The organism is Pseudoxanthomonas japonensis (assembly GCF_043632995.1).
GTDB lineage: Bacteria > Pseudomonadota > Gammaproteobacteria > Xanthomonadales > Xanthomonadaceae > Pseudoxanthomonas_A > Pseudoxanthomonas_A japonensis.
Genome location: NZ_CP171632.1, coordinates 3,011,706 through 3,037,318, shown reverse-complemented (window position 1 = coordinate 3,037,318; position 25,613 = coordinate 3,011,706). Strand labels below are relative to the sequence as shown.

Here is a 25,613-nt window from a genome sequence, read left to right as displayed (position 1 = left end):
CGGCGGTCAGGCGGCGCGCGAGGCGCGCTTGCGGTCGCTTTCGGTCAGGAACTTCTTGCGCAGGCGGATTTCCTTCGGCGTGATCTCGACCAGTTCGTCGTCGTCGATGAAATCCAGCGCCTGCTCCAGCGAGAACTTGATCGCCGGCGTCAGCTGGATGGCATCGTCCTTGCCCGAGGCGCGCATGTTGGTCAGCGGCTTGGTCTTGATCGCGTTGACGGTCAGGTCGTTGTCCTTGGAGTGGATGCCGATCAGCTGGCCTTCGTACACGTTGTCGCCTTCGGCGGCGAACAGCTTGCCGCGCTCCTGCAGCGGGCCCAGCGAATAGGCCGGCGTGGCGCCCGGCGCATTGGCGATCATCACGCCGTTGAGGCGCTTGGCGATGGCACCCTGTTCCTTCGGACCGTAGTGGTCGAACACGTGGAACAGCAGGCCCGAGCCCTGCGTCAGCGTCTTGAACTCGTTCTGGAAGCCGATCAGGCCACGCGCCGGGATCTGGTAGTCCAGGCGCACGCGGCCCTTGCCGTCCGGCTCCATGTTCTTAAGCTGGCCTTTGCGGGTGCCCAGCTTCTCCATCACGCCGCCCTGGTGGACTTCTTCCACGTCGACGACGAGTTGTTCGATCGGCTCCATCATCTGGCCGTCGATTTCCTTGATGATCACTTCCGGACGCGACACGGCCAGTTCGTAGCCTTCGCGGCGCATGTTCTCGATCAGCACCGACAGGTGCAGCTCGCCGCGGCCGGAAACCAGGAACTTGTCGGCGTCTTCCAGCTGTTCGACCTTCAGCGCGACGTTGTGCACGGTCTCGCGCTCCAGGCGCTCCTTCAGCTGGCGGCTGGTCAGGAACTTGCCGCCCGACAGGTCCTTGTGGCCGGCGAACGGCGAGTTGTTCACCTGGAAGGTCATCGAGATGGTCGGCTCGTCGACGGTCAGCGCCGGCAGCGCTTCCGGAGTGTCCAGCGCGCAGACGGTGTCGGAGATGGTCAGGTCCTGGATGCCCGATATGGCGACGATGTCGCCGGCCTCGGCGCTGTCCTGCTCGATGCGCTCCAGGCCCAGGAAGCCCAGCACCTGCAGCACCTTGCCCTGGCGCTTCTTGCCTTCGCGGTCGATCACGGCGACCGGCATGTTCTTCTTCAGTGTGCCGCGCTGGATGCGGCCGATGCCGATGACGCCGACGAAGTTGTTGTAGTCCAGCTGGCTGATGCGCATCTGGAAGGCGCCTTCCGGATCCACTTCCGGCTTCGGCGCGTGCTGCATGATCGCTTCGTACAGCGGGGTCATGTCGCCGCCGCGCACCGTGTCCTCCAGACCGGCATAGCCGTTCAGGGCCGACGCGTAGACGATCGGGAAATCCATCTGCTCGGGCGTGGCGCCCAGGCGGTCGAACAGGTCCCACACCTGCTCCACGACCCACTCCGGACGCGAGCCGGGGCGGTCGACCTTGTTGATCACCACGATCGGCTTGAAGCCCATCGCGAACGCCTTCTGGGTGACGAAGCGCGTCTGCGGCATCGGGCCGTCCATCGCGTCGACCAGGATCAGCACGGTGTCGACCATCGACAGCACGCGCTCGACCTCGCCACCGAAGTCGGCGTGGCCCGGGGTGTCGACGATGTTGATGCGGTTGCCCTGCCAGGTGATGGCGGTGTTCTTGGCCAGGATCGTGATGCCACGTTCCTTTTCCTGATCGTTGCTGTCCATCACGCGCTCGGCCAGCACGGTGCGCTCGGAAAGGGTGCCGGACTGCTTCAGCAGCTGGTCGACGAGGGTGGTCTTGCCGTGGTCGACGTGCGCGACGATCGCGATATTGCGGAGGTTTTCGATGGACATGGATTCTGGGATCGGAAAAACGCACCCGGATACCCCCTTCGAAGGGGCAGGGCGCGAGGACGGGGAGGAAAGAATGCGGCGTATTATAGCGGGCTATGGCGCGCTAAGCACCTGATTTTCCGAATAACGCCAGAACGGACGCCGGCCGCCGAAGGGGCCGCCCTTGAAATCGCGCCGGATCGTCGTGATCTGGGAAGCGGAGGGCGCCTGAACGGGCGCCCGTCGTTCCTCTGGCGACGCCCGCGGCCTGAAGGACCGCCGGGGGCAGCTCAGGCACCACCGTTGACGCCCCTGGCCCGTGCCAGAGCGCGCAACAGTGGCGCAGAGCCGACCGCCACCTTATTTCACCCCTGGAGAACCGTTCCATGAGTCAGCTGACTGCCACCTTCGACACCTCGCGCGGCCCGATCACGATCGAGCTGTACCCCGACAAGGCCCCGCTGACGGTGGCCAACTTCGTCAACCTGGCCAAGCGCGGCTTCTACGACGGCCTGAACTTCCACCGCGTGATCCCCGATTTCATGATCCAGGGCGGTTGCCCCGAGGGGTCCGGCCGTGGCGGCCCCGGCTACCGGTTTGAGGACGAGACCACCAACGGCGTGCGCCATGAGCGCGGCGTGCTGTCGATGGCCAATGCCGGCCCGAACACCAACGGCAGCCAGTTCTTCATCACCCACGTGCCCACCCCGTGGCTGGACGGCAAGCACACCGTGTTCGGCAAGGTCACCGAAGGCCTGGATGTGGTGGACGCGGTGAAGCAGGGCGACCTGATCACCAAGGTCACCATCGCCGGCGACACCGATGCGGTACTGGCCGCCAAGGCCGAGCGCGTGGCGGAGTGGAACCGCTTCCTGTCCGCGTGATGGAATGAAAGGGCCGGTCGTTGACCGGCCCTTTTTTGTTTGGGAGCACCACCATGAAGGATCGCCGTGCGCCCCCGATGGGCGCGATGCTGTTGATGGCCGCGCTGCTGCTGGCTGCCTGCCGGCAGGACGCCGACACCGACCCCGTCGCTGCCGCGCCGGAAGTCGAACAGCCGTACGCCGAACGTTTCCAGCAGAGCCTCGAGGGTCTCTGGAGCACCGAGGAGAACGAGGGCGACGACGCGGAAACGCTGTACGTCTTCGAGTGGCAGGCGGCTGGCCTGCGCGTGGTGCGCGATGGCGCCCTGCTGGACGGCAAGGTCGAGGATGTCGACCTGGATAACGGCACGCTGGCCCTGCACGTGACGTCGGATACCGGCCCCAGCGAAACCGTCACCGTACGCAAGGTGCCCGATCCTCAGACGCCGGATGCCTTCAGCCTGCGCATCACCTGGGGAGGCGGGCAGACGGAGGCGCTGGGCTTCGTGCGCCGACTGACGGCACGCGACCGCGAGGGCGTCGCGGAGGCGGTCCGCACGGCCAGCCGCCCGGACGATGCCGCCTGCGACACCGATGCGCCCGCCGGCAGCGTGCGCGCGGCGCTGGTCTGCGGGCATGAGGAGTTCGGCGCGCTGGACGCCGGGATGCGCGCGCAGTTCAAGGAACTGGCCGACCGCTACCCCGATGGCGACCGCACGGTGGCCGCGGCGACCCGGCAACTGGATGCCTGCGACACCCCCGCCTGCCTGCGCGCGGCTTATGCCCAGTGGCAGGCCTATTTCGACGAGAACTACGACCTGGGCGACGTCGTCGACTACCAGTGACCGCATGTGCGTGACGCTGCCGGCCTAGACCATGGGCTAGTCGGTCGTGGTGGGGTGCCGTGATACCATTTTGCGCCGCAAAAAAGACGGCGGCGACGCTCCATCACCGTTTCCACGCGAGGTTGTGCAATGCCCCTGCTTGCCCGGCGCATCGGTCGCGCCAAGCCCAGTGCGATCATGGCGGTTGCCGAGAAGGCCAAGAAGCTGAAGGCCGACGGCCGCGACATCATCAGTTTCTCGATCGGCGTTCCGAATTTCCTGCCCGGCGACCACGTCTACCAGGCCGCCCGCGACGCGCTGGCGAAGGATTCCGGCCAGTACGGCAGCAACCGCGGCACCGACGCGCTGCTGGATGCCTTCCTGCAGCACATCGAAGCGCTGGGCCTGACCGGCTACACGCGTGCCAACCTGTCCACCGGCATCGGCGCCAAGCACATCCTGTACAACCTCGCCGAGTCGCTGCTGGACGAGGGCGACACCATCGTCTACCCGTCGCCGTACTGGACCACCTACGCCGACATCGCCGACATCGTCAACGCGAAGGCCGTGCCGCTGCCGTGCCCGGCCAGCCAGGATTACAAGCTGACGCCCGCGCAATTGGATGAGGCGCTGGCGACGTACAAGCCGAAAGTCTTCCTGTTCAACAACCCGTCCAACCCGACGGGCATGGTCTACACACGCGACGAGATCGCCGCGCTGGCCGACGTGCTGGTGAAGCATCCGGACACCTGGATCATCACCGACGACATCTACAACCGCATGCTGTTCGACGGGCTGGCGTACACCAACTTCGTGCAGGCGCGGCCGGAACTGCGCGAGCGCACGGTGTTCGTGGATTCGCTGTCGAAGACTTACGGCATGCCGGGCTGGCGCGTGGGCTTCATGGCGGGTCCGGAGGTCGTCGCGAAAGCGCTGACCACGATGAACTCCAACCACATCACCAACGTGCCGGAAGTCGTCACCGCCGCGGCCATCGCCGCGCTGACCGGTCCGCAGGACGTGCCGCTGGCGAAGAACGCCGAGTTCCAGGCCAAGCGCGACCAGGTGCTGGCGGCGATGGAAGCCATTCCCGGCGTGGTCTGCCCGCGTCCGCAGGGCGCGTTCTATGTGTTCCCCGACATCAGCTGCGCGTTCGGCAAGTCGCACAACGGTGTGAAAATCGAAAACGACGTCGATTTCTGCAACGTGCTGCTCGACGCGAAAGGCGTCGCCTGCGTGCCCGGCTCCGCGTTCGGCGAGCCACGCGCGCTGCGCATCAGCTACACCTGCCCGACGCCGCAGCTGGCGCCGGGGCTGCAACGTTTCCAGGAATTCTTTGCCGAGTTGAAGTAACCGTCGCGTGGGCCTTGGCCCACCTTTCCCCACGCGGCGGGCCTGGGCCCGCCCTACGTAACCCCGAGGATCCGCACCATGAAAACCCCCGTCCGTGTTGCCGTTACCGGCGCTGCTGGCCAGATCGGCTACGCGCTGCTGTTCCGCATCGCTTCCGGCGAAATGCTGGGCAAGGACCAGCCGGTCATCCTGCAGCTGCTCGAGCTGCCGCTGGAGAAGGCCCAGGCCGCGCTGAAAGGCGTGATCATGGAGCTGGAAGACTGCGCGTTCCCGCTGCTGGCCGGCATCGTCGGTACCGACGATCCGGAAGTCGCGTTCAAGGACGCCGACGTGGCCCTGCTGGTCGGCGCGCGTCCGCGCGGCCCGGGCATGGAGCGCAAGGACCTGCTGCTCGAGAACGCCAAGATCTTCACCGCCCAGGGCGCGGCGCTGAACAAGGTCGCCAGCCGCAACGTCAAGGTGCTGGTGGTCGGCAACCCGGCCAACACCAACGCCTACATCGCGATGAAGTCGGCACCGGACCTGCCGTCGAAGAACTTCACCGCCATGCTGCGCCTGGACCACAACCGCGCGCTGAGCCAGCTCGCCAACAAGGCTGGCGTGGCCGTCGGCGATATCGAGAAGCTGGTCGTGTGGGGCAACCACAGCCCGACGATGTACCCGGACTACCGCTTCGCCACCGTCAATGGCACGTCGCTGAAAGACACCATCAACGACGCCGACTGGAACGCCAACACGTTCATCCCGCAGGTCGGCAAGCGCGGCGCCGCGATCATCGAAGCGCGCGGCCTGTCGTCGGCCGCGTCGGCCGCCAACGCCGCCATCGACCACGTGCGCGACTGGGTGCTGGGCAGCAACGGCAAGTGGGTGACGATGGGCATTCCGTCCGACGGCAGCTACGGCATCCCGGAAGGCGTGATGTTCGGCTTCGCCGTCACCACCGAGAACGGCGAGTACACGATGGTGAAGGACCTGCCGGTCGACGCCTTCAGCCAGGCTGCGATCGACAAGACGCTGGGCGAGCTGGAAGAAGAGCGCAGCGGCGTAGCGCACCTGCTGGGCTGATCGCGCCCGCATGGTGTACAAGAAGCGCCGGGGATTCCCGGCGCTTTTTTTGTCCCGCGTGGGGCGGCGTCCGGGCAGGGGAGGCGCATGATCGTTCCGCAGTACTGGGCCGAAGGCCGCTTGCAGCATCGTTCGAAGGGCAGGCAGGTTACCGTGCGCCGCTTCGGCTGGTCCGACGTCAGCCAGCAGGAGGCGCAAGCGCACGCCGACGCGCGCACGCGCGAAGCCTTCGAACGGGTTCTCGCGGGTGAGCCGCTGCAGCGACGGGAAGACAAGCGTCCCTACAACGGCGCGGTCGGCGTACCGATCCGCGAGGAGATCATCGCGCGCGACGGCGACAGCGTGATCACCCGCAATTCCTATGGCGCGCTCTGTCTCAACACGCCGCATGCATTGTTCGTGGACATCGATTTCGAGGCGCCTGGTCCCGCCGCCGCCTTGAAGCGCAACGTCCGTCTGCCCCTGCTCGCCTTCGCCGTGATCGCCGGCATCTGGGCCGGATATTGGTGGGTGGCCCTGGTGGCGGCCGTTGTCGCCTGGCTGGTGGCAGGCCGGGTGATCCGCCATCTCCACGCCGCCCGCCTGCGTCGCGATGGGCGTCCGGAAGCGTGGGCCAATGCGCGCGTGGAGGCCTTCGCCGCGGCACATCCCGACTGGAGCCTGCGTCAGTACCGCACACCGGCAGGCTTGCGCGTCCTCGTCACGCACCGCCCGTTCGACCCGGCCGAACCCGAGGTGGAAGCCTGCTTCAAGGCGCTGCAGTCCGATCCGGTGTATGCGGTGATGTGCGTGCGCCAGCATTGCTTCCGTGCGCGCGTCAGTCCGAAGCCGTGGCGCATCGGTATCGATCGCCATCTGCGGCCACGACCCGGCACGTGGCCGATCAAGCCCGAGCGCATGGAGGAACGCCGGCAGTGGGTGAACGACTACGAGCGACGTTCGGCCGGTTTCGCTGCGTGCCGCTATGAGCGTTCGTTCGGGGAAGGTCGCATCGATCCCGGCGTCGAGCCGGTGCGTGCGTTGCACGATCGCCTGTGCCGTGCGGAGAGCGCCCTGCCGCTGGCATGAGGAGTGGGCGCCCTGCGCGGGTGCGACACGTTGTCCCATGCGACCAAGGTAGGAAGGTTGCCGCGCGGGCGCAGGTCTATGCTGCCTCCACTCGCTGCACCCGGGAGGATCGCATGGCCTACGAAGACGTCTACCGTCGCTCGATCGAGCAGCCCGAGGCCTTCTGGGGCGAGGAGGCGAAGGCGATCCACTGGCACGTGCCGCCGCAGCAGGTGCTGGACTATTCGACGCCGCCGTTCCGCCGCTGGTTCGTCGGCGGGCAGACCAACCTCTGCTACAACGCGGTGGACCGCCATCTCGACGAGCGCGGCGACCAGTTGGCGCTGGTGGCGGTGTCCACCGAAACCGACGTTACCCGCGAACTGACCTATCGCGAGCTGTATCGCGAGGTGAACGCGTTCGCTGCCGTGCTGAAGAAACTCGATGTCGGTCGCGGCGACCGCGTCGTCATCTACATGCCGAATATGGCCGAAGCGGTGTTCGCCATGCTGGCGTGCGCGCGCATCGGTGCGGTGCACTCGGTGGTGTTCGGCGGCTTCGCCGCGCACAACCTGGCGTTGCGCATCGACGACGCGCAACCGAAGCTGCTGATCGCCGCCGATGCCGGCAGCCGTGGCGGCAAGGTCATTCCGTACAAGCCGCTGGTCGACGAGGCCTGCGCGAAGGCGACCACACCGCCGCCGAAGGTCCTGATCGTGTCGCGCGGACTCGATCCTGCCGAGCCGAGGGTCGCCACCCGCGACGAGGACTACGCCACGTTGCGTGCCGAGGTCGGCGATGCCGACGTGCCGATCGAATGGCTGGAGTCGAACGAGCCCAGCTACCTGCTCTACACCTCCGGCACCACCGGCAAGCCGAAAGGCGTGCAGCGCGATGTCGGTGGCTACGTGGTGGCGATGGCGCTGTCGATGCGGACCGTGTTCGACGTCGGGCCGGGGCAGGTGATGTTCTCCACCTCCGACGTCGGCTGGGCGGTCGGCCACTCGTACAACGTCTACGGCCCGCTGATCGTCGGGGCGACGTCGGTGCTGTACGAAGGCCTGCCGATCAATCCGGATGCCGGCATCTGGTGGGCGCTGTGCGAGCAGTACGGCGTGCGCACGATGTTCTCCTCGCCGACCGCGGTGCGCGTGCTGAAGAAGCACGACATCGACTTCATCAAGCGGCACGACCTGTCGGAACTGAAATACCTGTTCCTCGCCGGCGAACCGCTGGACGAGCCGACGGCGCACTGGATCACCGATGCGATCGGCAAGCCGGTGATCGACAACTACTGGCAGACCGAAACCGGCTGGCCGGCGCTGACGCTGCTGCCCGGACTGGACATGAAGCCGGTGCGCTTCGGTTCGCCCGGCTTCCCGAACCTCGGCTACAGGATGAAGGTGATCGACGAGAACACCGGCGAGGAGGTCGGGCCGGGGCAGAAAGGCGTGCTGGTGATGCAGCCGCCGCTGCCGCCCGGCTGCATGACGACCATCTGGAACGACGATGCGCGTTTCCTGTCCAGCTACTTCAGCCACTTCAAGGAGCTGCTGTACAGCTCGCTGGACTGGGCGATCCGCGACGAGGACGGCTACACCTTCATCCTCGGGCGCACCGACGACGTCATCAACGTCGCCGGCCATCGCCTGGGCACGCGCGAGATCGAGGAGTCGGTGTCGGGCTTCGCCGCCGTCGCGGAAGCGGCCGTGATCGGCGTCGCCGATGAACTGAAGGGGCAGGTGCCGGTGGTGTTCGCCACGTTGCGCCAGGCGACGGAGGAGCCGCACGAGCGTGTGCAGGCGGCGGATGGCATGCGTCGCACGGTGGAGCAGAGCCTGGGTGCGGTCGCGCGTCCCGCGCGCGTCTACATCGTCAATGCGCTGCCGAAGACGCGCTCGGGCAAGCTGCTGCGACGTTCGTTGCAGGCGCTGGCGCAGGGCGCGGATCCCGGCGACCTTTCCACGCTGGACGATCCGAACGCGCTGGAAGAAGTGAAGCGCGCGCTGCAGCGCGGCCCCGACGTCGGCAGCTGAACCTCAGCGTTTCGTCGGCGAACGGGCCGCCGGATCCACGCTGCCGTCCAGCGTCCACACCACGTCGCGACCCTGCGGGTCACGACTCAGTACGAAGCGTGCGCTCGCACCTGGCGTGAGCGGCGAGGGCGCCCGTGCGCCTTCATCGGTGTCGTCATTGGCTTCGATAATCGTGCGTTCGCCTGCATGCCCCGCGATCGGCACGATGAACAGCCCCCGTGCGTCGATGCTGCGCCGCGCCTTCTTCGTGCCGAGGTCGCCGACGTCGGCGATGGCGCCATCGGTCTCCGTCAACGGATTGCGGAAGTTGACCAGCAGGTCGGCGCGCAGTGGCGGACGCCCGGGTGCCGACAGCGTGGCGCCACGCACCAGCAGGTCCGGCCACACGTCGCCGTTCTCCGGCAGGTCGCGGTACAGGGCGGGCGACACGCCGGCATGACTGCCGGTGGCGATGCTGTCCAGTGCCGCTACCAGGCCGAGGAAATAGAGTTTGCGCAGGCGCTGCTTCTGCACGTCGCCCTCGATGCCGCCGGCCTCGATCAGTACCGTGCTGGCGCCCCACTGCGTGGTCAGGTCGCCGAACGCGCGCGGATCGAACTCCTCGTCCCAGCGCGCGATATGGCCGGCGAGATACGGCTCCAGTGCAGTGCGGATCACGCCGGCCACTTCGATGGCACGCGTGCGCACCTCGTTGACGTCGGCGGCATGGTTGTACGGCGGCGACAGCAGCGCGATGGCGGTGCCGCGGTCGGAATCACCGGCGCGATAACCCACGCGCTGGTCGTGCAGGTTGAAGCCGTACTTTGGCTTCACTTGGTCGAACAGCGCTTTCAGCGTACGTGCTTCCGGCGTGGCCAGCATGCGCGCATCGCGATTGAGGTCGATGCCCTGCGCGTTGCGGCGCTGGAAGCGCGCAGCACCGTCGGGATTGACGATGGGGAAGACGTGCAGCGTGGTGTTCGCCCGCAGCTGCTTCACCAGCGGGTGGTCAGGATGTTCGCCGAGGAAGCGGAACAGGTCGGCCAGCGCCATCGACGCCGTGCTCTCGTCACCGTGCATCTGCGACCACAGCAGGACGGGCGTCTTGCCGGTGCCCCAGCGCACGTGGCGCAGCGGACGGTCTTCCACGCTGCGGCCGATCTCTTCGACGCGGAATCCGTGGCGCGTCTCCAGCAGCGGCGTTGCAATCGACCACCAATGCTCGGCGTTGAAGCTGCGGTCTTCCAGGCCCTCTACGCGCAACCGAGCGTCGTACAGCGCATCGAGGTCCGCCAACCAGGCCGGGGGCGGGGGCATGGGCGTGGTGGCGCGTTCCGCGGTCGCCGGCGGATGCGGGTTGTCGGCGTTACGGGCGACGGTGGCGGGGGTCATCATCGTCAGCAGCAGGCACAGAGTCAGGGAAGGGCGCATTGCAGCAGCGGCAGGAAGCGGGCCATGGCAGGGTCACCGCATGCGCCAGTGATGTCAAACGCACGCCGGCGCGTGCGGCAAGGGCATCACGGCGATGTGGCGGGCGGAGTGACGCCGGTATAGCTCGCGCGCGGTCGGATCAAACGGCCCTGTGCCTGCTGTTCCAGCGCATGCGCCAGCCAGCCGGCGAGGCGGCCGGCGGCGAACATCACCAGTGCCGGCGTCGCCGGCAGACGGTTGAGATGGCAGATCGCGGCGAGCATGAAATCGATGTTCGGACGCAGGCCGCTGATCTCCTCGGTGGCGGCGATCAATGTTTCGAGCGCAGCCATCTCGCGCGTGCCGGCATGGCGCAGGCGGGCGCGCGCCAGCAGTTCCGCGCCGCGCGGATCGCCGTTCGGATACAGCGCATGGCCGAAGCCGGGCAGGTCGTCGCCGCGCTGCCAGCGTTGTGCGATGAAGGCGCGTGGCGAACGGGCTTCGCTGGCATCGCCGATCAGCGCGTAGGCGCGCGCGGTGGCACCGCCATGGCGTGGCCCCGACAGTGCCGCCAGCCCACTGCACACGGTCGCATGCAGATGCGCGCCGGTGGAGGCGACCACGCGCGCGGCGAATGCGGACACGTTGAGCTCATGGTCGGCACAGACCACCAGCGCGGCGCGGACCAGTTCGGCGAAACCGTCGTCGCCGGGATGCCAGGCCTGCGCGAGCACGCGATGCACGGGGGCGTCGGAAGGCGGTCGCGCCACCAGCAGCGCCGCGTTGTGGCGCAGCAGGCCGGCGGCGATCTCATGACGCACACGCGGCGCGGAACTGAAGGAGTGGCGCACGTCCAGCGCCAGCAGCGGGATTGCCGCCATAGCGCGTTCCAGCGGCGGCAGCGAAGCGTCGGAGGCGAGCGGCGCGACGACCGCGGGCCATTGCACCAGTGAAGGAACGGCGAACGGATCGTCCGCACCGCCATCCCACAGCTGCCGGGCCACGTCTTCCAGCGTGGCACCTTCGTGGACCATCGCGATCGCGGATCGGCCACGGTAGTAGGGGCCATCGGGACGGATCAGCGAGATCCGTGTTTCCAGTACCGGCAGGCCGCGGTCCAGGCTCTGCGCGGCGCCACGCGCAGCGCCGCGACCCACCTGCTTGCGCTGCGCCAGCCGTTCCACGTCCTGCAGCAGATACAGGCGGCTGCGGTGGTCCTTGCCGGGGCGCGACTCCAGCAGTCCGCGGCTGACATAGGCGTACAGCGTGGCCTGGCTGATGCCGAGCAGGCGGCAGGTCTCGCGGGCGGTCAGCAGATCGGTGGCGGAGGCCATACGGAAATATTGATTGATTCGATCAAGATTGATCAACCCTGCGGATGGTGCCAGATTTGCGACCCGAAGAGGGGCGTACCCTTCACGCACCTCCGGCGGCCGGCACGTCCGGGCGCCAGATCGACAGGAGTTCCCATGAGTTCCCTTTCCGCAGGCGCGACATTCCGTGCCGCCCTCGCCGCCGAATCGCCGCTGCAGGTGATCGGCGCCATCAACGCCAACCACGCTTTGCTCGCCAAGCGCGCCGGCTACAAGGCCATCTATCTGTCCGGTGGCGGCGTCGCCGCGGGCTCGCTCGGCTTGCCGGACCTGGGCATCAACACGCTGGAAGACGTGCTGATCGACGTGCGCCGCATCACCGACGTCTGCGACCTGCCGCTGATGGTCGACATCGACACCGGCTTCGGGCCCAGCGCCTTCAATATCGAGCGCACGGTGAAGTCGCTGATCAAGGCCGGCGCCGCGGCCTGCCACATCGAGGACCAGGTCGGCGCCAAGCGCTGCGGCCATCGTCCCGGCAAGGAGATCGTGTCGGCCGGCGAGATGGTCGATCGCGTCAAGGCTGCCGCCGATGCCAAGACCGATCCGGATTTCTTCCTGATCGCGCGTACCGACGCCATCCAGGTCGAAGGCGTCGATGCCGCCATCGAGCGCGCCATCGCCTGCGTCGAGGCCGGCGCCGACGGCATCTTCGCCGAGGCCGCCTACGACCTGCCCACCTACCGGCGTTTCGTCGACGCGGTGAAGGTGCCGGTGCTGGCCAACATCACCGAGTTCGGCAAGACGCCGCTGTTCACCCGCGACGAACTGGCCTCGGTCGGCGTGGCGATCCAGCTGTATCCGCTGTCGGCGTTCCGCGCCATGAACAAGGCGGCGGAGAACGTCTATGAAGCCATCCGCCGCGACGGCCACCAGCAGAACGTGGTCGACACCATGCAGACGCGCGAAGAGCTGTACGACCGCATCGGTTACCACGCCTTCGAGCAGAAGCTCGACACCCTGTTTTCCGCAAAGAAATAGCTAATACCTCTTCTCCCTCCAGGAGAAGAGCCTGCCCCGTACTCGATACGGGGTGCCCGAAGGGCGGATGAGGCTACGGCGAAGCCAGCGATGTTCGAGCTGCACGGATTTCGCCGAACCCTCACCCCAACCCCTCTCCCGGTGGGAGAGGGGCTCCAAGTCACGATGAGGAGTTGAACATGTCAGAGAGCGTCCCCTTCAAGCCGAAGAAATCCGTCGCCCTGTCGGGCACCGCCGCCGGCAACACCGCGCTGTGCACCGTCGGCCGCACCGGCAACGACCTGCACTACCGTGGTTACGACATCCTCGACCTGGCCACCACCAGCGAATTCGAGGAAGTCGCCTACCTGCTGGTGCACGGCAAGCTGCCCAACCGCGCCGAACTGGCCGGCTACAAGGCCAAGCTGAAGTCGCTGCGCGGCATCCCGGCCGCGGTGAAGGCCGCGCTGGAGGAATTGCCGCCGTCGGCGCACCCGATGGACGTGATGCGCACCGGCGTGTCGATCCTCGGGTGCGTGTCGCCCGAGAAGGACGACCACAATCATCCCGGCGCGCGCGACATTGCCGACAAGCTGATGGCCTCGCTCGGCTCGATGCTGCTGTACTGGTACCACTGGAGCCACAACGGCCGCGCCATCGACGTGGAAACCGACGACGACTCCATCGGCGGCCATTTCCTGCACCTGCTGCATGGCGAGCCGCCGAAGGAGAGCTGGGTGCGCGCGATGCATACCTCGCTGATCCTGTACGCCGAGCACGAGTTCAACGCGTCCACCTTCACCTGCCGTGTCATCGCCGGCACCGGCAGCGACATGCATTCGGCCATCGCCGGCGGCATCGGCGCGCTGCGCGGCCCGAAGCATGGCGGTGCGAACGAAGTCGCGTTCGAAGTGCAGAAGCGCTACGAAACGCCGGACGAGGCGGAAGCCGACATCAAGGCGCGCGTCGAGCGCAAGGAAGTGGTGATCGGCTTCGGCCATCCGGTCTATACCACCGGCGATCCGCGCAACGATGTCATCAAGAACGTGGCGAAGGAGCTCTCCGCCGAGCAGTCGAGCATGAAGATGTACGACATCGCCGAGCGCCTGGAGTCGGTGATGTGGGACATCAAGAAGATGTTCCCGAACCTCGACTGGTTCAGTGCGGTCAGCTACCACATGATGGGCGTGCCGACGGCGATGTTCACACCGCTGTTCGTGATCGCCCGCACCAGCGGCTGGAGCGCGCACGTCATCGAGCAGCGCATCGACGGCAAGATCATCCGTCCCAGCGCCAACTACACGGGGCCTGAGGATCTGGAATTCGTTCCGCTGGACCAGCGCTGACCCGCGCCGACAGGTGTCCACGGGGCCGTTTCGACCAAGGTCGGGCGGTCCCGTGTCGTTTGTGTGACCCGCGTGGCAGCCCGCAACGGGCCTGTCGCGGTACTACTGGCGGTCGCTAGCGGTGCGTCGCAGCCGTCGGGAGGGGCCCGTCGCGCGGCGCCGGGGGACGCCATGCAGACCATGTGGTGCAAGACCGAGGCCGGACGCAACGAGATCCAGCAGCGCACGCGCAAGTTGCCGGCGGTGCTGCGTTCGATCCTGTTGCTGGTGGATGGCCAGCGCAACGATGACGAACTGCGCACGATGATGAGCGGGCTGCACGCGCCCGACGATGCCCTGCAGCAGCTTGAAGCCGAAGGCCTGATCGAGCGGCGCTCGGGCGCGGCCTGGGTGCTCGCTGCCGTCTCCGCCCCGAAAGCGGGCGAGGCGCTGCAGGCATCCACCAAGACCCCTGCCGACCGCTACAACCTGCTGTATGCGCGCATCACCGACGACATCCGCTCGCACATCGGTCTGAAGGGCTACTTCCTGCAGCTCAAGGTCGAGCGTTGCGCCGACGCAGACGAACTGGTGGCGCTGCTGCCCGACGTGGCGACCGCGTTGACGAAGGCGCGCGACCACACCTTCGCCACGCGCTGGCTGGAAGACGTGCGCGCGTCGGTGGTCTGACGCGCGCCATCGCAGCGATCAGGCCAGGCCTTCGGCCTTCAGTGCCGCTTGCACGCCGCTATCCGCTTCCATGCGCTGCTTGAAGGCGGCGATGTTCGGCAGGCCCGACAGGTCGACGCCCATGCGGTCGGCCCAGCGCAGCGTGATGTAGAAGTAGGGATCGGCGAAGCTGCGGAAGCCGGCCAGCCAGTCGCGGCCTTCGAGCTGCTTCTCCGCACTTTCGAACAGTCCGCGCAGGCGCTTGCGGGCGGCGTCCTTGATGGCGTCTGCCTTGGTTTCGTCGGCGAGGAAACGCGAAGGTCCGAACAACGGGTGGAAGGCGGGATGCACGTCGGAATTGACGAAGGCCAGCCACTTCGCCGCCTGCGCGCGCTGCTGCGGCGAACCGTCGCCGGCCAGATGCGCCTGCGGATAGGTGTCGGCGATGTAGCCCATGATCGCGGCGTTCTGCGTCAGCACGAAATCTCCGTCGACGATCGCCGGCACGGCGCCGGTGGGATTGATCGCCAGATAGGCGGGCTCCTTCATTTCCGCTGCCGTCATCACCTGCACGTCGAACGGTTGGCCGGTCCACTGCAGCGCGATGTGGTCGGCGGTCGAGCAGGCGCCGGGCTTGGTGTAGAGCTTCATGCGGTGTCCCCGAGAAATGGAAAAGGCCCGCGATTATCGCGGGCCTTGAATGCTTTCTGCGTGATGCGTGGCGCAACGGATCGTGCTGTGCACACGCGGTATGTATCGCGGTGGTTCGCTTCTCATCCGCGCGCTCTGCTTGGGTAGAGAGGGCGATCGCGGCGGCTTGCCCTCACCCCTTCCCCTCTCCCGGGGGGAGAAGGGAGTAGGTGCCATGCGGGTCCGGCTTCGGTGGGAGGAGCGCCGCGTGCGGCGTCATGCCTTCGGAAGCTTCTGTTTTCAGGAGCGGGGCTTGAGTTTCTGCACGCGCAGGAACGTGTGATCGCCGATCGTCGCCACGTGGTACGCGTTGCGCCAACTCGGGCTGGCGATCTGGTGCGCCATGAAGTGGCTGGCGCCCGGCACGATCTCCTTGCGCTGGCCGGGCGGCAGGGCCCAGTTGCGTTCGGCGTTCAAGGCGACGGTCACCGACTTGGCCCAGGCATCCGGGTTCTTCAGGCGGGTGTTCGGCCCGACGATGGTCGGTGCGAACTGCTTGCGGGCGGTGACCACGGAGCAGACGGAGTCGCCCCACAGGCCGCTGTCACGACGACGCAGGGCCACTTCGGCGACGGCCTGCTGGCCGCGGAGGGTCTGGTCGCGGGCTTCCAGGTACACGGTGGTGCTGAGGCAAAGCGAATCGGCGGCCGGCTGCGGCAACATCTGCGACAGCCATAGGATCCAGGCCAGTTTCATGGGAACTCCTTGCTCCGTCTTTCCCGCACCCCTGCCTCCCCCGTCACGATGGGAGCGGCAAACCTGGGACATGCGGCAGGGCGTCATGGGGAGGCAGCCTTCACACGGGCTGCCCGGGGACCGGCAAGGCCGGATCAGAGGGATCCGGGCACCGGGCTCAGCCCGCCTGAACTGGGCGGCGGGCCGGAAAGTCGGCGCAAGGTAGGGGGGGCAGTCCCAACTCGGCCTGAACGGGCCGGCTTGACGCCGGGGTGCCGGTCTGGCTGGAAACTGTGAGCAATGTCGCAGTGGTGACGCCCCGCCGGCGCGGTCGTACCTCCTTTACCAGCGGCACACGCGCGATGTTGCATATCTGTAGAGCGCCCCATGGGCGCGATGCTTTTCGCATCAGGCGCAAGAGCATCGCGCCCATGGGGCGCTCCTACAGAGCGGGGTTGCGCGGGTGTACGGGCTGCGCGGGAGGCCGAGGGCCTACAGGCCGGCTGCCAACCGGCTGCCCTGGTCGATGGCGCGCTTGGCGTCCAGCTCCGCGGCCACGTCGGCGCCGCCGATCAGGTGCGGCGTCCGGCCGGCGGCGATCAGGTCCGCCTGCAGGTCGCGACGCGGTTCCTGGCCGGCGCAGACCACCACATGATCGACCGGCAGCAGCTGTTCCGTGCCGTCCACCTTGATGCGCAGGCCGGCGTCGTCCACGCCCAGGTACTCCACGCCGCCCAGCATCTTGACCTGCTTGGCCTTCAGCGTGGCCCGGTGCACCCAGCCGCTGGTCTTGCCCAGGCGGGCGCCAGGCTTGCCGGGGCTGCGCTGCAGCAGCCAGACCTCGCGCGCCGGTGGTTCCGGCTGCGGCTTCACCAGGCTGCCGCGGGCCTCGAAGGTCGGGTCCACGCCCCATTCGGCCATCCAGCGGGCCGGGTCCAGCGAGGGCGAGTGGCCTTCGTGGGTCAGATATTCGGCCACGTCGAAGCCGATGCCGCCCGCGCCGATCAGCGCCGCGCGGGCGCCGACGGTGACGCGACCGGACAGCACGTCCACGTAGCTGACCACCTTGGCGTGGTCGGCGCCGGGAAAGGCGACCTTGCGCGGGCTGATGCCGGTCGCCAGCACGACCTCGTCGAAGCCGGCCAGGTCGGCGGCGGTCACCGGCGAGGACAGCTTCACGTCGACCCGCGTCTCCTCCAGCCGGTGGCGGAAGTAGCGCAGCGTTTCGTGGAACTCTTCCTTGCCCGGGATCCGCTTGGCGTAGTTGAACTGGCCGCCGATCTCGTCGGCGGCATCGAACAGCGTTACCCGATGGCCGCGCTCGGCGGCGACCGTCGCGCAGGCCAGCCCGGCCGGACCGGCGCCGACCACGGCGATGGTCTTCGGCGTGAACGTCTTCTTGTAGAGCAGGTCGGTCTCGTGGCAGGCGCGCGGATTGACCAGGCAACTCGCCAGCTTGTTCTCGAACACGTGGTCCAGGCAGGCCTGGTTGCAGGCGATGCAGGTGTTGATCGCCTGCGGCGTGCCGGCACGCGCCTTGGCCGCCCACTGCGGGTCGGCCAGCAGCGGGCGGGCCAGCGACACCATGTCGGCCTTGCCGGCGGCGAGGATGCCTTCGGCCACGTCCGGCATGTTGATGCGGTTGGTCGCCACCAGCGGCACGCGCACGTGTGGCTTGAGCTTCGCGGTGACGTCGACGAAGGCCGCCCGCGGCACCGAGGTGACGATGGTCGGCACGCGCGCCTCGTGCCAGCCGATGCCGGAATTGATGATCGTGGCGCCGGCGGCTTCCACGGCCTTGGCCTGCGCGACGATCTCCTCCCACTGGTTGCCGTCGTCGACCAGGTCGATCAGCGACAGCCGGTAGATGAGGATGAAATCCGGACCGACCGCCTCGCGCACGCGGCGGACGATCTCCACCGCGAAGCGCATGCGCTTCTCCGGCGTGCCGCCCCAGGCGTCATTGCGCTTGTTGGTGCGCGGGGCGGTGAATTCGTTGATGAAATAGCCTTCCGAACCCATGATCTCGACGCCGTCGTAGCCGGCGTCGCGCGCCAGCCTCGCCGCGTTGGCGTAGGCGTTGATCTGGCGTTCGATGCCACGGGCCGACAGCGCGCGCGGGGTGAAGGGGTTGATCGGCGCCTTGATCTTCGACGGCGCCACCGTCAGCGGGTGGTAGCCGTAGCGGCCGGCGTGCAGCAGCTGGGCGCAGATCTTCGCGCCGTGCTCGTGCACGGCCTGGGTCACGAACTTGTGCGGGCGCGCTTCCCACGGCCACGACAGCTTGCCGCCGAAGGGCTTCAGCCAGCCCACCAGATTCGGCGAGAAGCCACCGGTGACGATCAGGCCGACGCCACCCGCCGCGCGCTCGGCGAAGTACGCCGCCAGTCGCGGGAAATCCCTGGCCCGGTCTTCCAGACCCGTGTGCATGGAGCCCATCAGCACGCGGTTGCGCAGCGTGGTGAAGCCCAGGTCCAGCGGGGCGAACAGGTGCGGATAGGACGGGGGTTCGGTGGCGGCGGTCGACGTCATGCGGGCAGTGGATACGCGTGCGTATGGGTGGGCGCACGATGCCGCGAATCCCGGGGGCACGCAAGCGTCCGCATGCGCGCACGGCAGGTCATCGCGAGGCCTCGACGGCGTGCGGCAGTTCGGCGGGCAGGGCTTCCTGTTCCAGCGACAGCGGACGGGCGCGGAGGTCGTCGGCAACGTCGTGCCAGCCGGCGCGCTCGGCCCAGCGGCACATGGCCGCCAGGACGGTGGCAGGCGGTACGTGCTCCTCGCTACCGTCCCTCTGCACGGTGGCCGGCGACATGCGCCAAGGCTGCAGACGGCGTCCGCGCGCCGATGCGGTTTCCGCGAGCACGGCGGCGATGCGGAAACCGCCCTCGTCGATGTCGCCCCAATGCCACACCGGCAGCCCGGCGGGCAGCGCGTCCAGCACGCGGGCGTAGGCGCGCCGCCAGGCCGGCGACGGCATGCCGCCGGTGTAGAGCAGCAGCGCGCGGTCGGCGCCCGGAGCGCGCGCCGCATCATGGAAGCTGGCCAGGTTTTCCACGCTGAGCAGGCAGGCGGCGGTCGTGCGGACACCTTGCAGGGCATCGAGGGGCACGCCGAGGAAGGCCGTGGCGAGCGGCAGCTCGACCCCGTCGTCCAACAGCAGCGTGCCGCTGCCGGCGATCAGCAGCGGTTGCGGTTCGCGCCGCAGGCCCAACGACGCCCACACATGTTCCTTTTCGGTCACGCCGTCCGTCGCCAACGCGCCACGGGTCAGCAGGTCCAGCCAGGGCGTGAGCTGCTCTAGCCGCTTGCTGGCCACGCGACCGGCGAACAGCCTCGCGCTCTCGCGGCGCAGGATGCGCTCGTGGGCGTCGTCGGCCAGGCGGGCCTGTACCGCGTGTGCAGCGTCGGCCAGGTCGGGTGCCGCTTCCGGGCCGTGGCCGCGCACCTTGCGATCGTTCCGCCAGGCGTCCAGCACCTCGCCGAGGACGGGGAAGTGCCGCCGCCACGGCGCCAGAAGGTCGGCGGCTTCGCCGACACGGGCATCGAGCAGCGCGATGCCCAGATGGTCCGCGAGGGCGTCCAGGTCGATCACCGTCAAGCGCAGCAGGCGTTCGCCGTCGCCGCGGTGCGAGTCGCGCTGCACGGCAATCGCGCCCGCGCGTTCGGCCAGGGTCACCTGCGCATGGAAGGTGTCGCGTTCGGCCAGCGTGCGCAGTGACAGATACTCGCGCGCGCTGGCTTCGGTCATCGGCAGCGAGGCGGGCGCGGTGTCGCCGCGCCGCCGGGCGCGCTCGCCCTTGCGCAGCAGCCGCTCCAGCACGCGCCGCGCATCGCTCACCCCGGCGCCTGCTGCCGTTCGATGCGTGCGGTTTCCTCGGCCAGCAACTCCGGGTGCAGATCGAACTGGTCCGACAGCAGCAGGGCGCGCGCGGCGGCCTGCACTTCGATGCGTTCTGCCTGCAGCAGGTCGCCGTCGCGGAACAGTTCGATGTAGCTGTCGAGCACGCCGCTGAGCGTGCCCTGCGCGGTGTCGGGCGCGGCCAGTACCAGTTGCAGGCCGAGCGAGCGCAGGTAGTTGGTGGTGGCGCGCGCGTTCTGCGCGTCGATCTTGTCGCCGAACTCGTCCAGCAGGATCAGTCCCATGCCGCCCGGATGCGCTTCGCTCTTGCCGTAGGCGGCCGCCAGCGCCGCGCCAGCAATCACGTACAGCGGCGCGCGGTGTTCGCCACCGGAACCCGAGCGCATGCGTTCGCTGAGCGTGCCGATCACGGTGTCGTCCTGCCGGATCTGCACTTCGAAGCGGAAGAAGCGGCGGTAGTCGTCGAGCGGGGAGGTGGCGGTGCGGGCGGCCGCGCCGTCCTCGATCAGTTCGCGGAACGCCGCCGGGACTTCGCCGGCACTGCCGAACAGGGTGTCCTCGCCGCCGACATCCACCGCGCGCCGGATGAAGCGCTCCAGGTCGCGGAACTCCGGCACCACGTCGTAATGGAACTGGTAGCGCTCGTTGTTGGAGAACGGCGGACTGCTGCGCAGGGTGCGGTTGAGCGTGGCGATCTGCTGGCGCAGGCGGATGAAGTTGTCGTTGAGCGCGGCGGCCACGCTGGCGCGGAAGGTCTCCACCGCGGTGTCGTACGCCTGGCGGGCTTCGCCTTCGTAGCGCACCAGGTCGGTATCGCGCAGCTGGGTCAGTTCGCGGCGCAGCAGCGCCAGGGCCGGCCGCCAGGCGCTGGCGTCGAAGTCCACGCCCAGGCCGTGGTCGCGTGCGTACTGGGCCAACGCGCTCCACGCCTCGGGCAGCAGCTTGGCGAGCTGGCGGTCGCTCTCGTCGGCGCGACGCTCGCAGGTCCTGCCACGTTCCTCCAGCGAGTCGACCTTGTCGTCGAGTTCGTCGCGATGCCGCTCGATCAGGTTGGGGTCGACGTCGGGATCCTTGAAGGCTTCCACCGCGCGACGGGCGACCAGTTCCTCCTGCTGGCGCAGGCCATCGAGCAGGCGGCGGCTGCGCTCCAGGTCGGTGACCGCGACCGCTTCCTGTCCGACCAGCGCATCGGTACGCGCCTCGCACTCGAAGAGGTGTGCGCCCAGTTCACGCACGGCCTCCGACAGGCGGAGCAGGTCCGGGTCCAGCGCGGCGAGGCGGCTTTCCTGCGCGGTGCGGTAGCGCCCGGCCAGCTGGCGGTGCTCGAGTGCGCGTTCGTGCAGCGCCTGCGCTACCGCGTCGGCATCGGCCAGCCGCGCGAGTCCGCGCTGGCTGTCGTCGGCGCGGCGCAGGTGCGGCTCGATCTCGCGCACATCGCGCTCGGCTTTTTCGATTTCCTCGTGCAGCACGCGCAGGCGGGCGCGATTGTCCGATGCGCCGATGCGCAGGTCGCTCGCCGCGGGCAGGCGAAGGCGCTCGATGCTGCCGCCGCGGGCGAGCAGGCCGTCGCGCGTCAGGCCCTGACGGCTGCGCACCAGGTCGGCTTCGGTCTCCACACAACGCAATTCGCCGAGTTGCCGGCGCAGGAACGCCAGGGCGTCGGCGTTTACGCCGTCCAACAGTGCGGCGACGCTGCCGGCCGCCGCGTCCTTGCCGCGCGCATCGCGCGCTTGGCTGGACAGTGCCAGTTTCACGCCGTAGACCGAGCGCCCGCCGGACAGGCTGCGGTACAGCTTGACCGCGCGCTCCTCGTCCTCGGCGGGAATCAGCAGCGCTTCGACGTTGCTGCGCAGGTAGGCTTCGATGGCTGGCTGCCACGCGACGTCGGTCACGCGCACCAGGTCGCAGACCGGGCGCGCATCGATGCCGGCCTCGCGCAGGTAGCTCATCAGTCGCACGGTATCGGCGTGCAGTTCCGCCTGGCCGGCGGCCAGGCGTTTCTGGTTCTGGCGCGCGGTGGCCAGCGCGTCGCGGGCCTTGTCGTGGGCGGCGTGCACCTGCCGTGCGTGCTGGTCGACCTGCTCGCGCAACGGCGCGGCCGCGCGAAGGGCCTGGCGGGCGCGGGCGAACAGGTCTTCCGGCGTCCATGGCAGGGCATCCCCGTCTTCCAGCGCCGACAGCGCCGCATGCCATTCGTCCCAGTCGGCGCGCGCGGACTGCACGGCGCCGGCATCCACGCCCGCCAGCGCGAGCGCATCGAGCTGGTGGAACTGGTCGCGCACGAAGCCGATCTCGCGCAGCAGTTCCCTGTTCAACTGGCCCAGGCGTGCGCGGTCGCGGCTGGCCAGTTCGTCCAGTTGCGCCTGCTCGCCGTAGCCGGCGCTGCCTTGCAGGCGGGCCTGGGCGCGAGCCTGCTCGTCGCGCAGGGTGTCGCGCTCGGCGCGCGCATCGACGAGACGGCGGCGCGTGTCGGCCAGGGCATCCTCCGCCGTGGTCACCGCGCCTTCGGCCTGTTCCAACTGCTCGCCGTACAGGTCGCGCGCATACTCCGCCGCCAGTGCGCGGTAGGACGCCGCGCGCACGGCCTGCGCGGCGATGCGGTCGTACTGGCGTTCGACGCCTTCGGCGGCGTCGATGCGCTGGCGCACCTGTTCGATGCGGTCGCGGATCTGGCGGAAGCTTTCCAGCAGCGCGCGGAAGCGGGCGATGTCGGTGGGCCGGTCCTCGGCGACCAGCGTGCGCACGAACAGGTCCACGTCTTCCACGCGCTGCAGGTTGAGCGCGTTGAGGAAGGCCTTGCGGTAGGCGTTGATGTCGGGATTGGCGGTCGGCGAGGCGCGCAGCCGCAGCAGCAGGTCCTTGACGAAGCGTTCTGCCACCGTGTGCAGCTCGGGTGCGCCACCGGCCGCCTTGCAGCGGCGCAAGGCCATCTCGCGGAACGTCGGCCAGGCCAGCGGCAGTTCCTTGCCCTTGAGCTGCTCCACGTGGTCGGCCAGTTCCAGCGCCACGCCCGGCAGCAGGTACAGCCCGTGCAGGCGGTGGTCGGGTTCGTCCACCGAGGCGCCCAGCGCGATGCCGGCCGTCAGCGCTTCACCGGTGTCGGTGTCGCGGAACACCAGCGAAATGTAGGTGGTGGCGGTGCGCCGCTTGCGCCCGTCGTCGCCGCTGCGGAACACGCCCAGGCAGTAGTCGCGGATGGTGCGCGCGCGATGGCTGCCGCCGGCCTGCGCATTGAAGCGGATGCGGCTGCGGTCGCCGCCCAGCAGCACGATCTGCAGCGCATCCAGCAGCGCGCTCTTGCCCGCGCCGTTGGGCGCGATGATGGCGGTGGTGGCATCCAGTTCCAGCGTCTGCGCCTCGAACAGGAAGAACTGCACCAGGTGTACGCGCTCAAGCTGCTGCATCGCCGTCCTCCATGACGTCATCGCCGTCCGCGGCATCGCCTTCGTCGTCGCGGTTGTGCTGGTCCAACCGTTGCAGCCATTGCTCGCCGACGATGTCGACGATGGCCGGCCGCACCTGCAGGTGGAACGGTTGTGCGTCGTCCGGCTCGGATTCCACCAGCCGGCACGTGCCCCAGCGCTTCAGCGTGCGCGCCAGGTCGCGCAGCGTGCCGACGTCGGGCATGGGCCGCCCGGCGAGCGCCTGGTACGCCTCCTGCAGGTCCGGCAGCTCGACGGTGACGACGCCTTCGTCTTCCACCAGGCCCTGCCGCATCGCCTCGTCGTAGCGCTGCCGCAGCACGAGCAGCAACAGGGTTTCGGCCAGCGTCACCGGCACGCCCTCGGCATGGGCGGGCAGCGCCACCACGTAACGGTAGTGCGCGTTGCGCTCCAGGCGGATGCCCAGCGGCGCCAGCGCGGCGACGAAGTCGTCGTAGTGGTCCTCCACCAGGTGGTAGGCCAGCCGCGTGCTGCGGTCGCTGGCGTACAGCACCTGTTCCACCACCAGGCGATAGGCGGTGCGTTCGAAATCCTGTACGGCGTAGACGCCGTTGGAGAGTTGGCTGAGCGTGGTCCAGCTGCGTTTCATGCGGTTTTCCGTGAGGGCGGGCCGACGCGGCGCACGACGAAGCGTGGCGCGCGCAGGTAGCCGTTGTCGTCGCGTCCGCCCGCGTCCAGCAACTCGACGCGGTAGCCGCGCAGCAGCCGGCCCAGCGGATCTTCGCGCCGCAGGCCGCCGATGCGGTGGCTGCGCAGGGCGAGCGTGAGCAGGGTCTGGTAGGCGCGCAGGTCTTCGATGCTGGCGATGGAGAACGCTTCGGAAGCGACCTGGTCGTGGGTGTCCAGGTGCGTGCCGACGTAGCGCGCCATGTCGTCGGCATTGACCAGCCGGGCGCGCTTCATCCGCCGCAGCAGGCTGAGCCGCGCCAGTTGCTCGGGCGTCGGCGGCTGGGTGGCGTTGGCGCTGCGCGGAATCGGTTGCGGTTTCTGCCGCGGAGCACGCAGGCGGCTCGCTTCCATCAGCATGCCGGGCGCCACCGGCAGCCGCAGCGCGTCTTCCGGCGCATGCTGGACGCCCCGGCAGGCGCGGCGCAACAGGATGTCCAGTTTGTCGGGCGCGCGCAGGCGGTAGTCGAGGAAGGCGAGCGCACGCCGGTTGGCCTGGCGGATGTCGTCGTCCAGCCGGCCCAGGTATTCGTCGATGCGCTCCAGTTCGCGCAGACGGCGCAGGCTGCGTGCGAACCGCTGGTCGCCGCGCGTTTCATCGCCACCGCCGACATGTTCGCGATACCACGCCCGCAGCGCGCTGCGCCGCTCGCCGCTCTCGATCTGCTGCGCCACCGACAGGATCGCGCTGCGCCGCGCCAGCGGGTGGTCGCCCGTGTGCAGCTCGGCGTAGTCGCCGATGAAGAACTCGCTGACGTAGCGTTCGAACCACTGCCGCGCGAACTGCGCGGTGGACTCGGCCTTGCTCAGCTCCGGCATCAGGTCGCGGACCTGCAGGCTCATCGATGACAGCGACACCAGCAGTCGCCGCGCCTGGTCGGCGGCCTCGTCCAGCGCATCGCCCGAGGCCTTGCCGTCGGCCACCTGCTGCAACTGGTGTTCGATCGACCGCATCTTCGCCGACACGAAGGTCGGGCCATGCTCGGCGAACTCCACCAGCAGCGAGAGGAACTGGTGCACGACCGGCGGCATGGTGACCATCTCGCGCGCGCCGATGCGCTCCTGCCGCAGCCATCCGGTGCTGCGGAAGCGCTCGTAGAGCGTGTTCACCCGCACGGGCAGCGGCGTGTCCGGGGTCTCGCCGTCCTCGTCTTCCCACGGGTCATCGGCCAGCAGGTAGCGCTCCAGCGCCGCGGTGATCTCGCGGCGCTGGAAGCCCATGCTCGGCGGTACCGGCGCGTCGGGCCCGAAGAACTCGTCGAACAGCCGGCACAGCAGCAGCCAGTAGTGTTCGCGGTTGGGCGACGCCAGTGGACCGAACAGGCCACTGGGCAGCAACGGGAACAGGGCCGGCACCTGCGTCATGGCCGCAAAGACCGCGGCGGTCGGCCGGCATTGTGATGTGGCGGGCGCGGCAGCGCCGGGAAAAAGGGCATGGCGTGATCGGACGGACGGGCGGATCGCGCCGGAGCGCGCTGCGGCCAGCCACGATATCGCAAGTCGCGCGGGCGCCGGTAGCTGTTCCCGCAAGCCAGCCGGCGCCCTGATCCGTCAGGCG

Annotated in this window: 19 protein-coding genes; 9 read left to right on the top strand and 10 right to left on the bottom strand. The window is 68.6% G+C overall.

Features of this window, described 5'->3' with window-relative positions:
* Positions 1 to 6: 6 nt before the first annotated feature.
* Positions 7 to 1,836, bottom strand: coding sequence for a translational GTPase TypA (gene typA / locus ACGHX3_RS14180; protein WP_162338018.1), 1,830 nt, complete (start codon positions 1,834 to 1,836; stop codon positions 7 to 9).
* 365 nt (positions 1,837 to 2,201) lie between these two features.
* Between typA and ACGHX3_RS14175 the strand changes: the two genes are divergently transcribed.
* The 6 genes from ACGHX3_RS14175 (at position 2,202) to prpE (ending at position 9,003) form a co-directional block, all read left to right on the top strand.
* The gene (locus ACGHX3_RS14175) at positions 2,202 to 2,699 is read left to right on the top strand and encodes a peptidylprolyl isomerase (protein WP_394695376.1); all 498 of its coding nucleotides are present in this window, start codon (positions 2,202 to 2,204) and stop codon (positions 2,697 to 2,699) included.
* A 53-nt stretch (positions 2,700 to 2,752) separates the two neighbouring features.
* Positions 2,753 to 3,523 carry a hypothetical protein gene (locus ACGHX3_RS14170; RefSeq protein ID WP_394695375.1) on the top strand — a complete coding sequence of 257 codons (771 nt, stop codon included), beginning with the start codon at positions 2,753 to 2,755 and terminating at the stop codon, positions 3,521 to 3,523.
* Between the two features lie 129 nt (positions 3,524 to 3,652).
* Entirely contained in the window at positions 3,653 to 4,855 is a 1,203-nt protein-coding gene (locus ACGHX3_RS14165; protein WP_394695374.1) for a pyridoxal phosphate-dependent aminotransferase, read from the top strand.
* 78 nt (positions 4,856 to 4,933) lie between these two features.
* Entirely contained in the window at positions 4,934 to 5,920 is a 987-nt protein-coding gene (locus ACGHX3_RS14160) for a malate dehydrogenase (RefSeq protein WP_394695373.1), read from the top strand.
* Positions 5,921 to 6,007: 87 nt separating this feature from the next.
* Positions 6,008 to 6,988 carry a hypothetical protein gene (locus tag ACGHX3_RS14155; protein ID WP_394695372.1) on the top strand — a complete coding sequence of 327 codons (981 nt, stop codon included), beginning with the start codon at positions 6,008 to 6,010 and terminating at the stop codon, positions 6,986 to 6,988.
* Between the two features lie 113 nt (positions 6,989 to 7,101).
* The gene (gene prpE, locus ACGHX3_RS14150; protein WP_394695371.1) at positions 7,102 to 9,003 is read left to right on the top strand and encodes a propionate--CoA ligase; all 1,902 of its coding nucleotides are present in this window, start codon (positions 7,102 to 7,104) and stop codon (positions 9,001 to 9,003) included.
* A gap of 3 nt (positions 9,004 to 9,006) precedes the next feature.
* Here prpE and ACGHX3_RS14145 read toward each other — a convergent pair whose 3' ends face one another.
* Positions 9,007 to 10,413 carry a M14 family zinc carboxypeptidase gene (locus tag ACGHX3_RS14145; protein ID WP_394695370.1) on the bottom strand — a complete coding sequence of 469 codons (1,407 nt, stop codon included), beginning with the start codon at positions 10,411 to 10,413 and terminating at the stop codon, positions 9,007 to 9,009.
* An 86-nt stretch (positions 10,414 to 10,499) separates the two neighbouring features.
* Positions 10,500 to 11,726, bottom strand: coding sequence for a citrate synthase family protein (locus ACGHX3_RS14140; protein WP_162338009.1), 1,227 nt, complete (start codon positions 11,724 to 11,726; stop codon positions 10,500 to 10,502).
* Positions 11,727 to 11,861: 135 nt separating this feature from the next.
* On the opposite strand from ACGHX3_RS14140, the gene prpB reads away from it, so the two are divergent.
* The 3 genes from prpB (at position 11,862) to ACGHX3_RS14125 (ending at position 14,740) form a co-directional block, all read left to right on the top strand.
* Positions 11,862 to 12,746, top strand: a complete 885-nt coding sequence (prpB, locus tag ACGHX3_RS14135) for a methylisocitrate lyase (protein WP_394695369.1) — start codon at positions 11,862 to 11,864, stop codon at positions 12,744 to 12,746.
* A 179-nt stretch (positions 12,747 to 12,925) separates the two neighbouring features.
* Complete coding sequence (gene prpC, locus ACGHX3_RS14130) at positions 12,926 to 14,071, top strand: 2-methylcitrate synthase (protein ID WP_394695368.1); 1,146 nt, start codon at positions 12,926 to 12,928, stop codon at positions 14,069 to 14,071.
* Positions 14,072 to 14,242: 171 nt separating this feature from the next.
* On the top strand, positions 14,243 to 14,740 hold the full coding sequence (locus tag ACGHX3_RS14125) for a hypothetical protein (RefSeq protein WP_213600547.1): 498 nt from the start codon (positions 14,243 to 14,245) through the stop codon (positions 14,738 to 14,740).
* An 18-nt stretch (positions 14,741 to 14,758) separates the two neighbouring features.
* Here ACGHX3_RS14125 and ACGHX3_RS14120 read toward each other — a convergent pair whose 3' ends face one another.
* From ACGHX3_RS14120 to ACGHX3_RS14090, 7 genes are all read right to left on the bottom strand, one after another.
* Positions 14,759 to 15,370 carry a glutathione S-transferase family protein gene (locus ACGHX3_RS14120; protein ID WP_394695367.1) on the bottom strand — a complete coding sequence of 204 codons (612 nt, stop codon included), beginning with the start codon at positions 15,368 to 15,370 and terminating at the stop codon, positions 14,759 to 14,761.
* 279 nt (positions 15,371 to 15,649) lie between these two features.
* Positions 15,650 to 16,105 (bottom strand): cell wall hydrolase, encoded by a 456-nt coding sequence (locus ACGHX3_RS14115; RefSeq protein ID WP_062352321.1) that lies wholly within the window; start codon positions 16,103 to 16,105, stop codon positions 15,650 to 15,652.
* A 471-nt stretch (positions 16,106 to 16,576) separates the two neighbouring features.
* The gene (locus ACGHX3_RS14110) at positions 16,577 to 18,616 is read right to left on the bottom strand and encodes an FAD-dependent oxidoreductase (protein WP_394695366.1); all 2,040 of its coding nucleotides are present in this window, start codon (positions 18,614 to 18,616) and stop codon (positions 16,577 to 16,579) included.
* A gap of 88 nt (positions 18,617 to 18,704) precedes the next feature.
* Positions 18,705 to 19,925 (bottom strand): Wadjet anti-phage system protein JetD domain-containing protein, encoded by a 1,221-nt coding sequence (locus ACGHX3_RS14105; RefSeq protein ID WP_394695365.1) that lies wholly within the window; start codon positions 19,923 to 19,925, stop codon positions 18,705 to 18,707.
* A complete protein-coding gene (locus ACGHX3_RS14100; RefSeq protein ID WP_394695364.1) occupies positions 19,922 to 23,350 on the bottom strand; it encodes an SbcC/MukB-like Walker B domain-containing protein in 3,429 nt (1,142 codons plus the stop codon). The genes ACGHX3_RS14105 and ACGHX3_RS14100 overlap by 4 nt, the downstream gene beginning before the upstream one ends.
* The gene (locus tag ACGHX3_RS14095; protein WP_394695363.1) at positions 23,337 to 23,978 is read right to left on the bottom strand and encodes a DUF4194 domain-containing protein; all 642 of its coding nucleotides are present in this window, start codon (positions 23,976 to 23,978) and stop codon (positions 23,337 to 23,339) included. The genes ACGHX3_RS14100 and ACGHX3_RS14095 overlap by 14 nt, the downstream gene beginning before the upstream one ends.
* Complete coding sequence (locus tag ACGHX3_RS14090) at positions 23,975 to 25,420, bottom strand: Wadjet anti-phage system protein JetA family protein (RefSeq protein WP_162338000.1); 1,446 nt, start codon at positions 25,418 to 25,420, stop codon at positions 23,975 to 23,977. The genes ACGHX3_RS14095 and ACGHX3_RS14090 overlap by 4 nt, the downstream gene beginning before the upstream one ends.
* Positions 25,421 to 25,613 lie beyond the last annotated feature (193 nt).

Excerpts from the sequence above, each read along its gene's own strand:
- ACGHX3_RS14145 (WP_394695370.1), bottom strand. The coding sequence starts at position 10,413 with ATGCGCCCTTCCCTGACTCTGTGCCTGCTGCTGACGATGATGACCCCC.
- ACGHX3_RS14110 (WP_394695366.1), bottom strand. The coding sequence starts at position 18,616 with ATGACGTCGACCGCCGCCACCGAACCCCCGTCCTATCCGCACCTGTTC.
- ACGHX3_RS14125 (WP_213600547.1), top strand. The coding sequence starts at position 14,243 with ATGCAGACCATGTGGTGCAAGACCGAGGCCGGACGCAACGAGATCCAG.
- prpC (WP_394695368.1), top strand. The coding sequence starts at position 12,926 with ATGTCAGAGAGCGTCCCCTTCAAGCCGAAGAAATCCGTCGCCCTGTCG.
- ACGHX3_RS14090 (WP_162338000.1), bottom strand. The coding sequence starts at position 25,420 with ATGACGCAGGTGCCGGCCCTGTTCCCGTTGCTGCCCAGTGGCCTGTTC.
- typA (WP_162338018.1), bottom strand. The coding sequence starts at position 1,836 with ATGTCCATCGAAAACCTCCGCAATATCGCGATCGTCGCGCACGTCGAC.
- ACGHX3_RS14170 (WP_394695375.1), top strand. The coding sequence starts at position 2,753 with ATGAAGGATCGCCGTGCGCCCCCGATGGGCGCGATGCTGTTGATGGCC.
- prpB (WP_394695369.1), top strand. The coding sequence starts at position 11,862 with ATGAGTTCCCTTTCCGCAGGCGCGACATTCCGTGCCGCCCTCGCCGCC.
- ACGHX3_RS14095 (WP_394695363.1), bottom strand. The coding sequence starts at position 23,978 with ATGAAACGCAGCTGGACCACGCTCAGCCAACTCTCCAACGGCGTCTAC.
- prpE (WP_394695371.1), top strand. The coding sequence starts at position 7,102 with ATGGCCTACGAAGACGTCTACCGTCGCTCGATCGAGCAGCCCGAGGCC.
- ACGHX3_RS14120 (WP_394695367.1), bottom strand. The coding sequence starts at position 15,370 with ATGAAGCTCTACACCAAGCCCGGCGCCTGCTCGACCGCCGACCACATC.
- ACGHX3_RS14100 (WP_394695364.1), bottom strand. The coding sequence starts at position 23,350 with ATGCAGCAGCTTGAGCGCGTACACCTGGTGCAGTTCTTCCTGTTCGAG.
- ACGHX3_RS14140 (WP_162338009.1), bottom strand. The coding sequence starts at position 11,726 with ATGGCCTCCGCCACCGATCTGCTGACCGCCCGCGAGACCTGCCGCCTG.
- ACGHX3_RS14175 (WP_394695376.1), top strand. The coding sequence starts at position 2,202 with ATGAGTCAGCTGACTGCCACCTTCGACACCTCGCGCGGCCCGATCACG.
- ACGHX3_RS14155 (WP_394695372.1), top strand. The coding sequence starts at position 6,008 with ATGATCGTTCCGCAGTACTGGGCCGAAGGCCGCTTGCAGCATCGTTCG.
- ACGHX3_RS14165 (WP_394695374.1), top strand. The coding sequence starts at position 3,653 with ATGCCCCTGCTTGCCCGGCGCATCGGTCGCGCCAAGCCCAGTGCGATC.
- ACGHX3_RS14160 (WP_394695373.1), top strand. The coding sequence starts at position 4,934 with ATGAAAACCCCCGTCCGTGTTGCCGTTACCGGCGCTGCTGGCCAGATC.
- ACGHX3_RS14115 (WP_062352321.1), bottom strand. The coding sequence starts at position 16,105 with ATGAAACTGGCCTGGATCCTATGGCTGTCGCAGATGTTGCCGCAGCCG.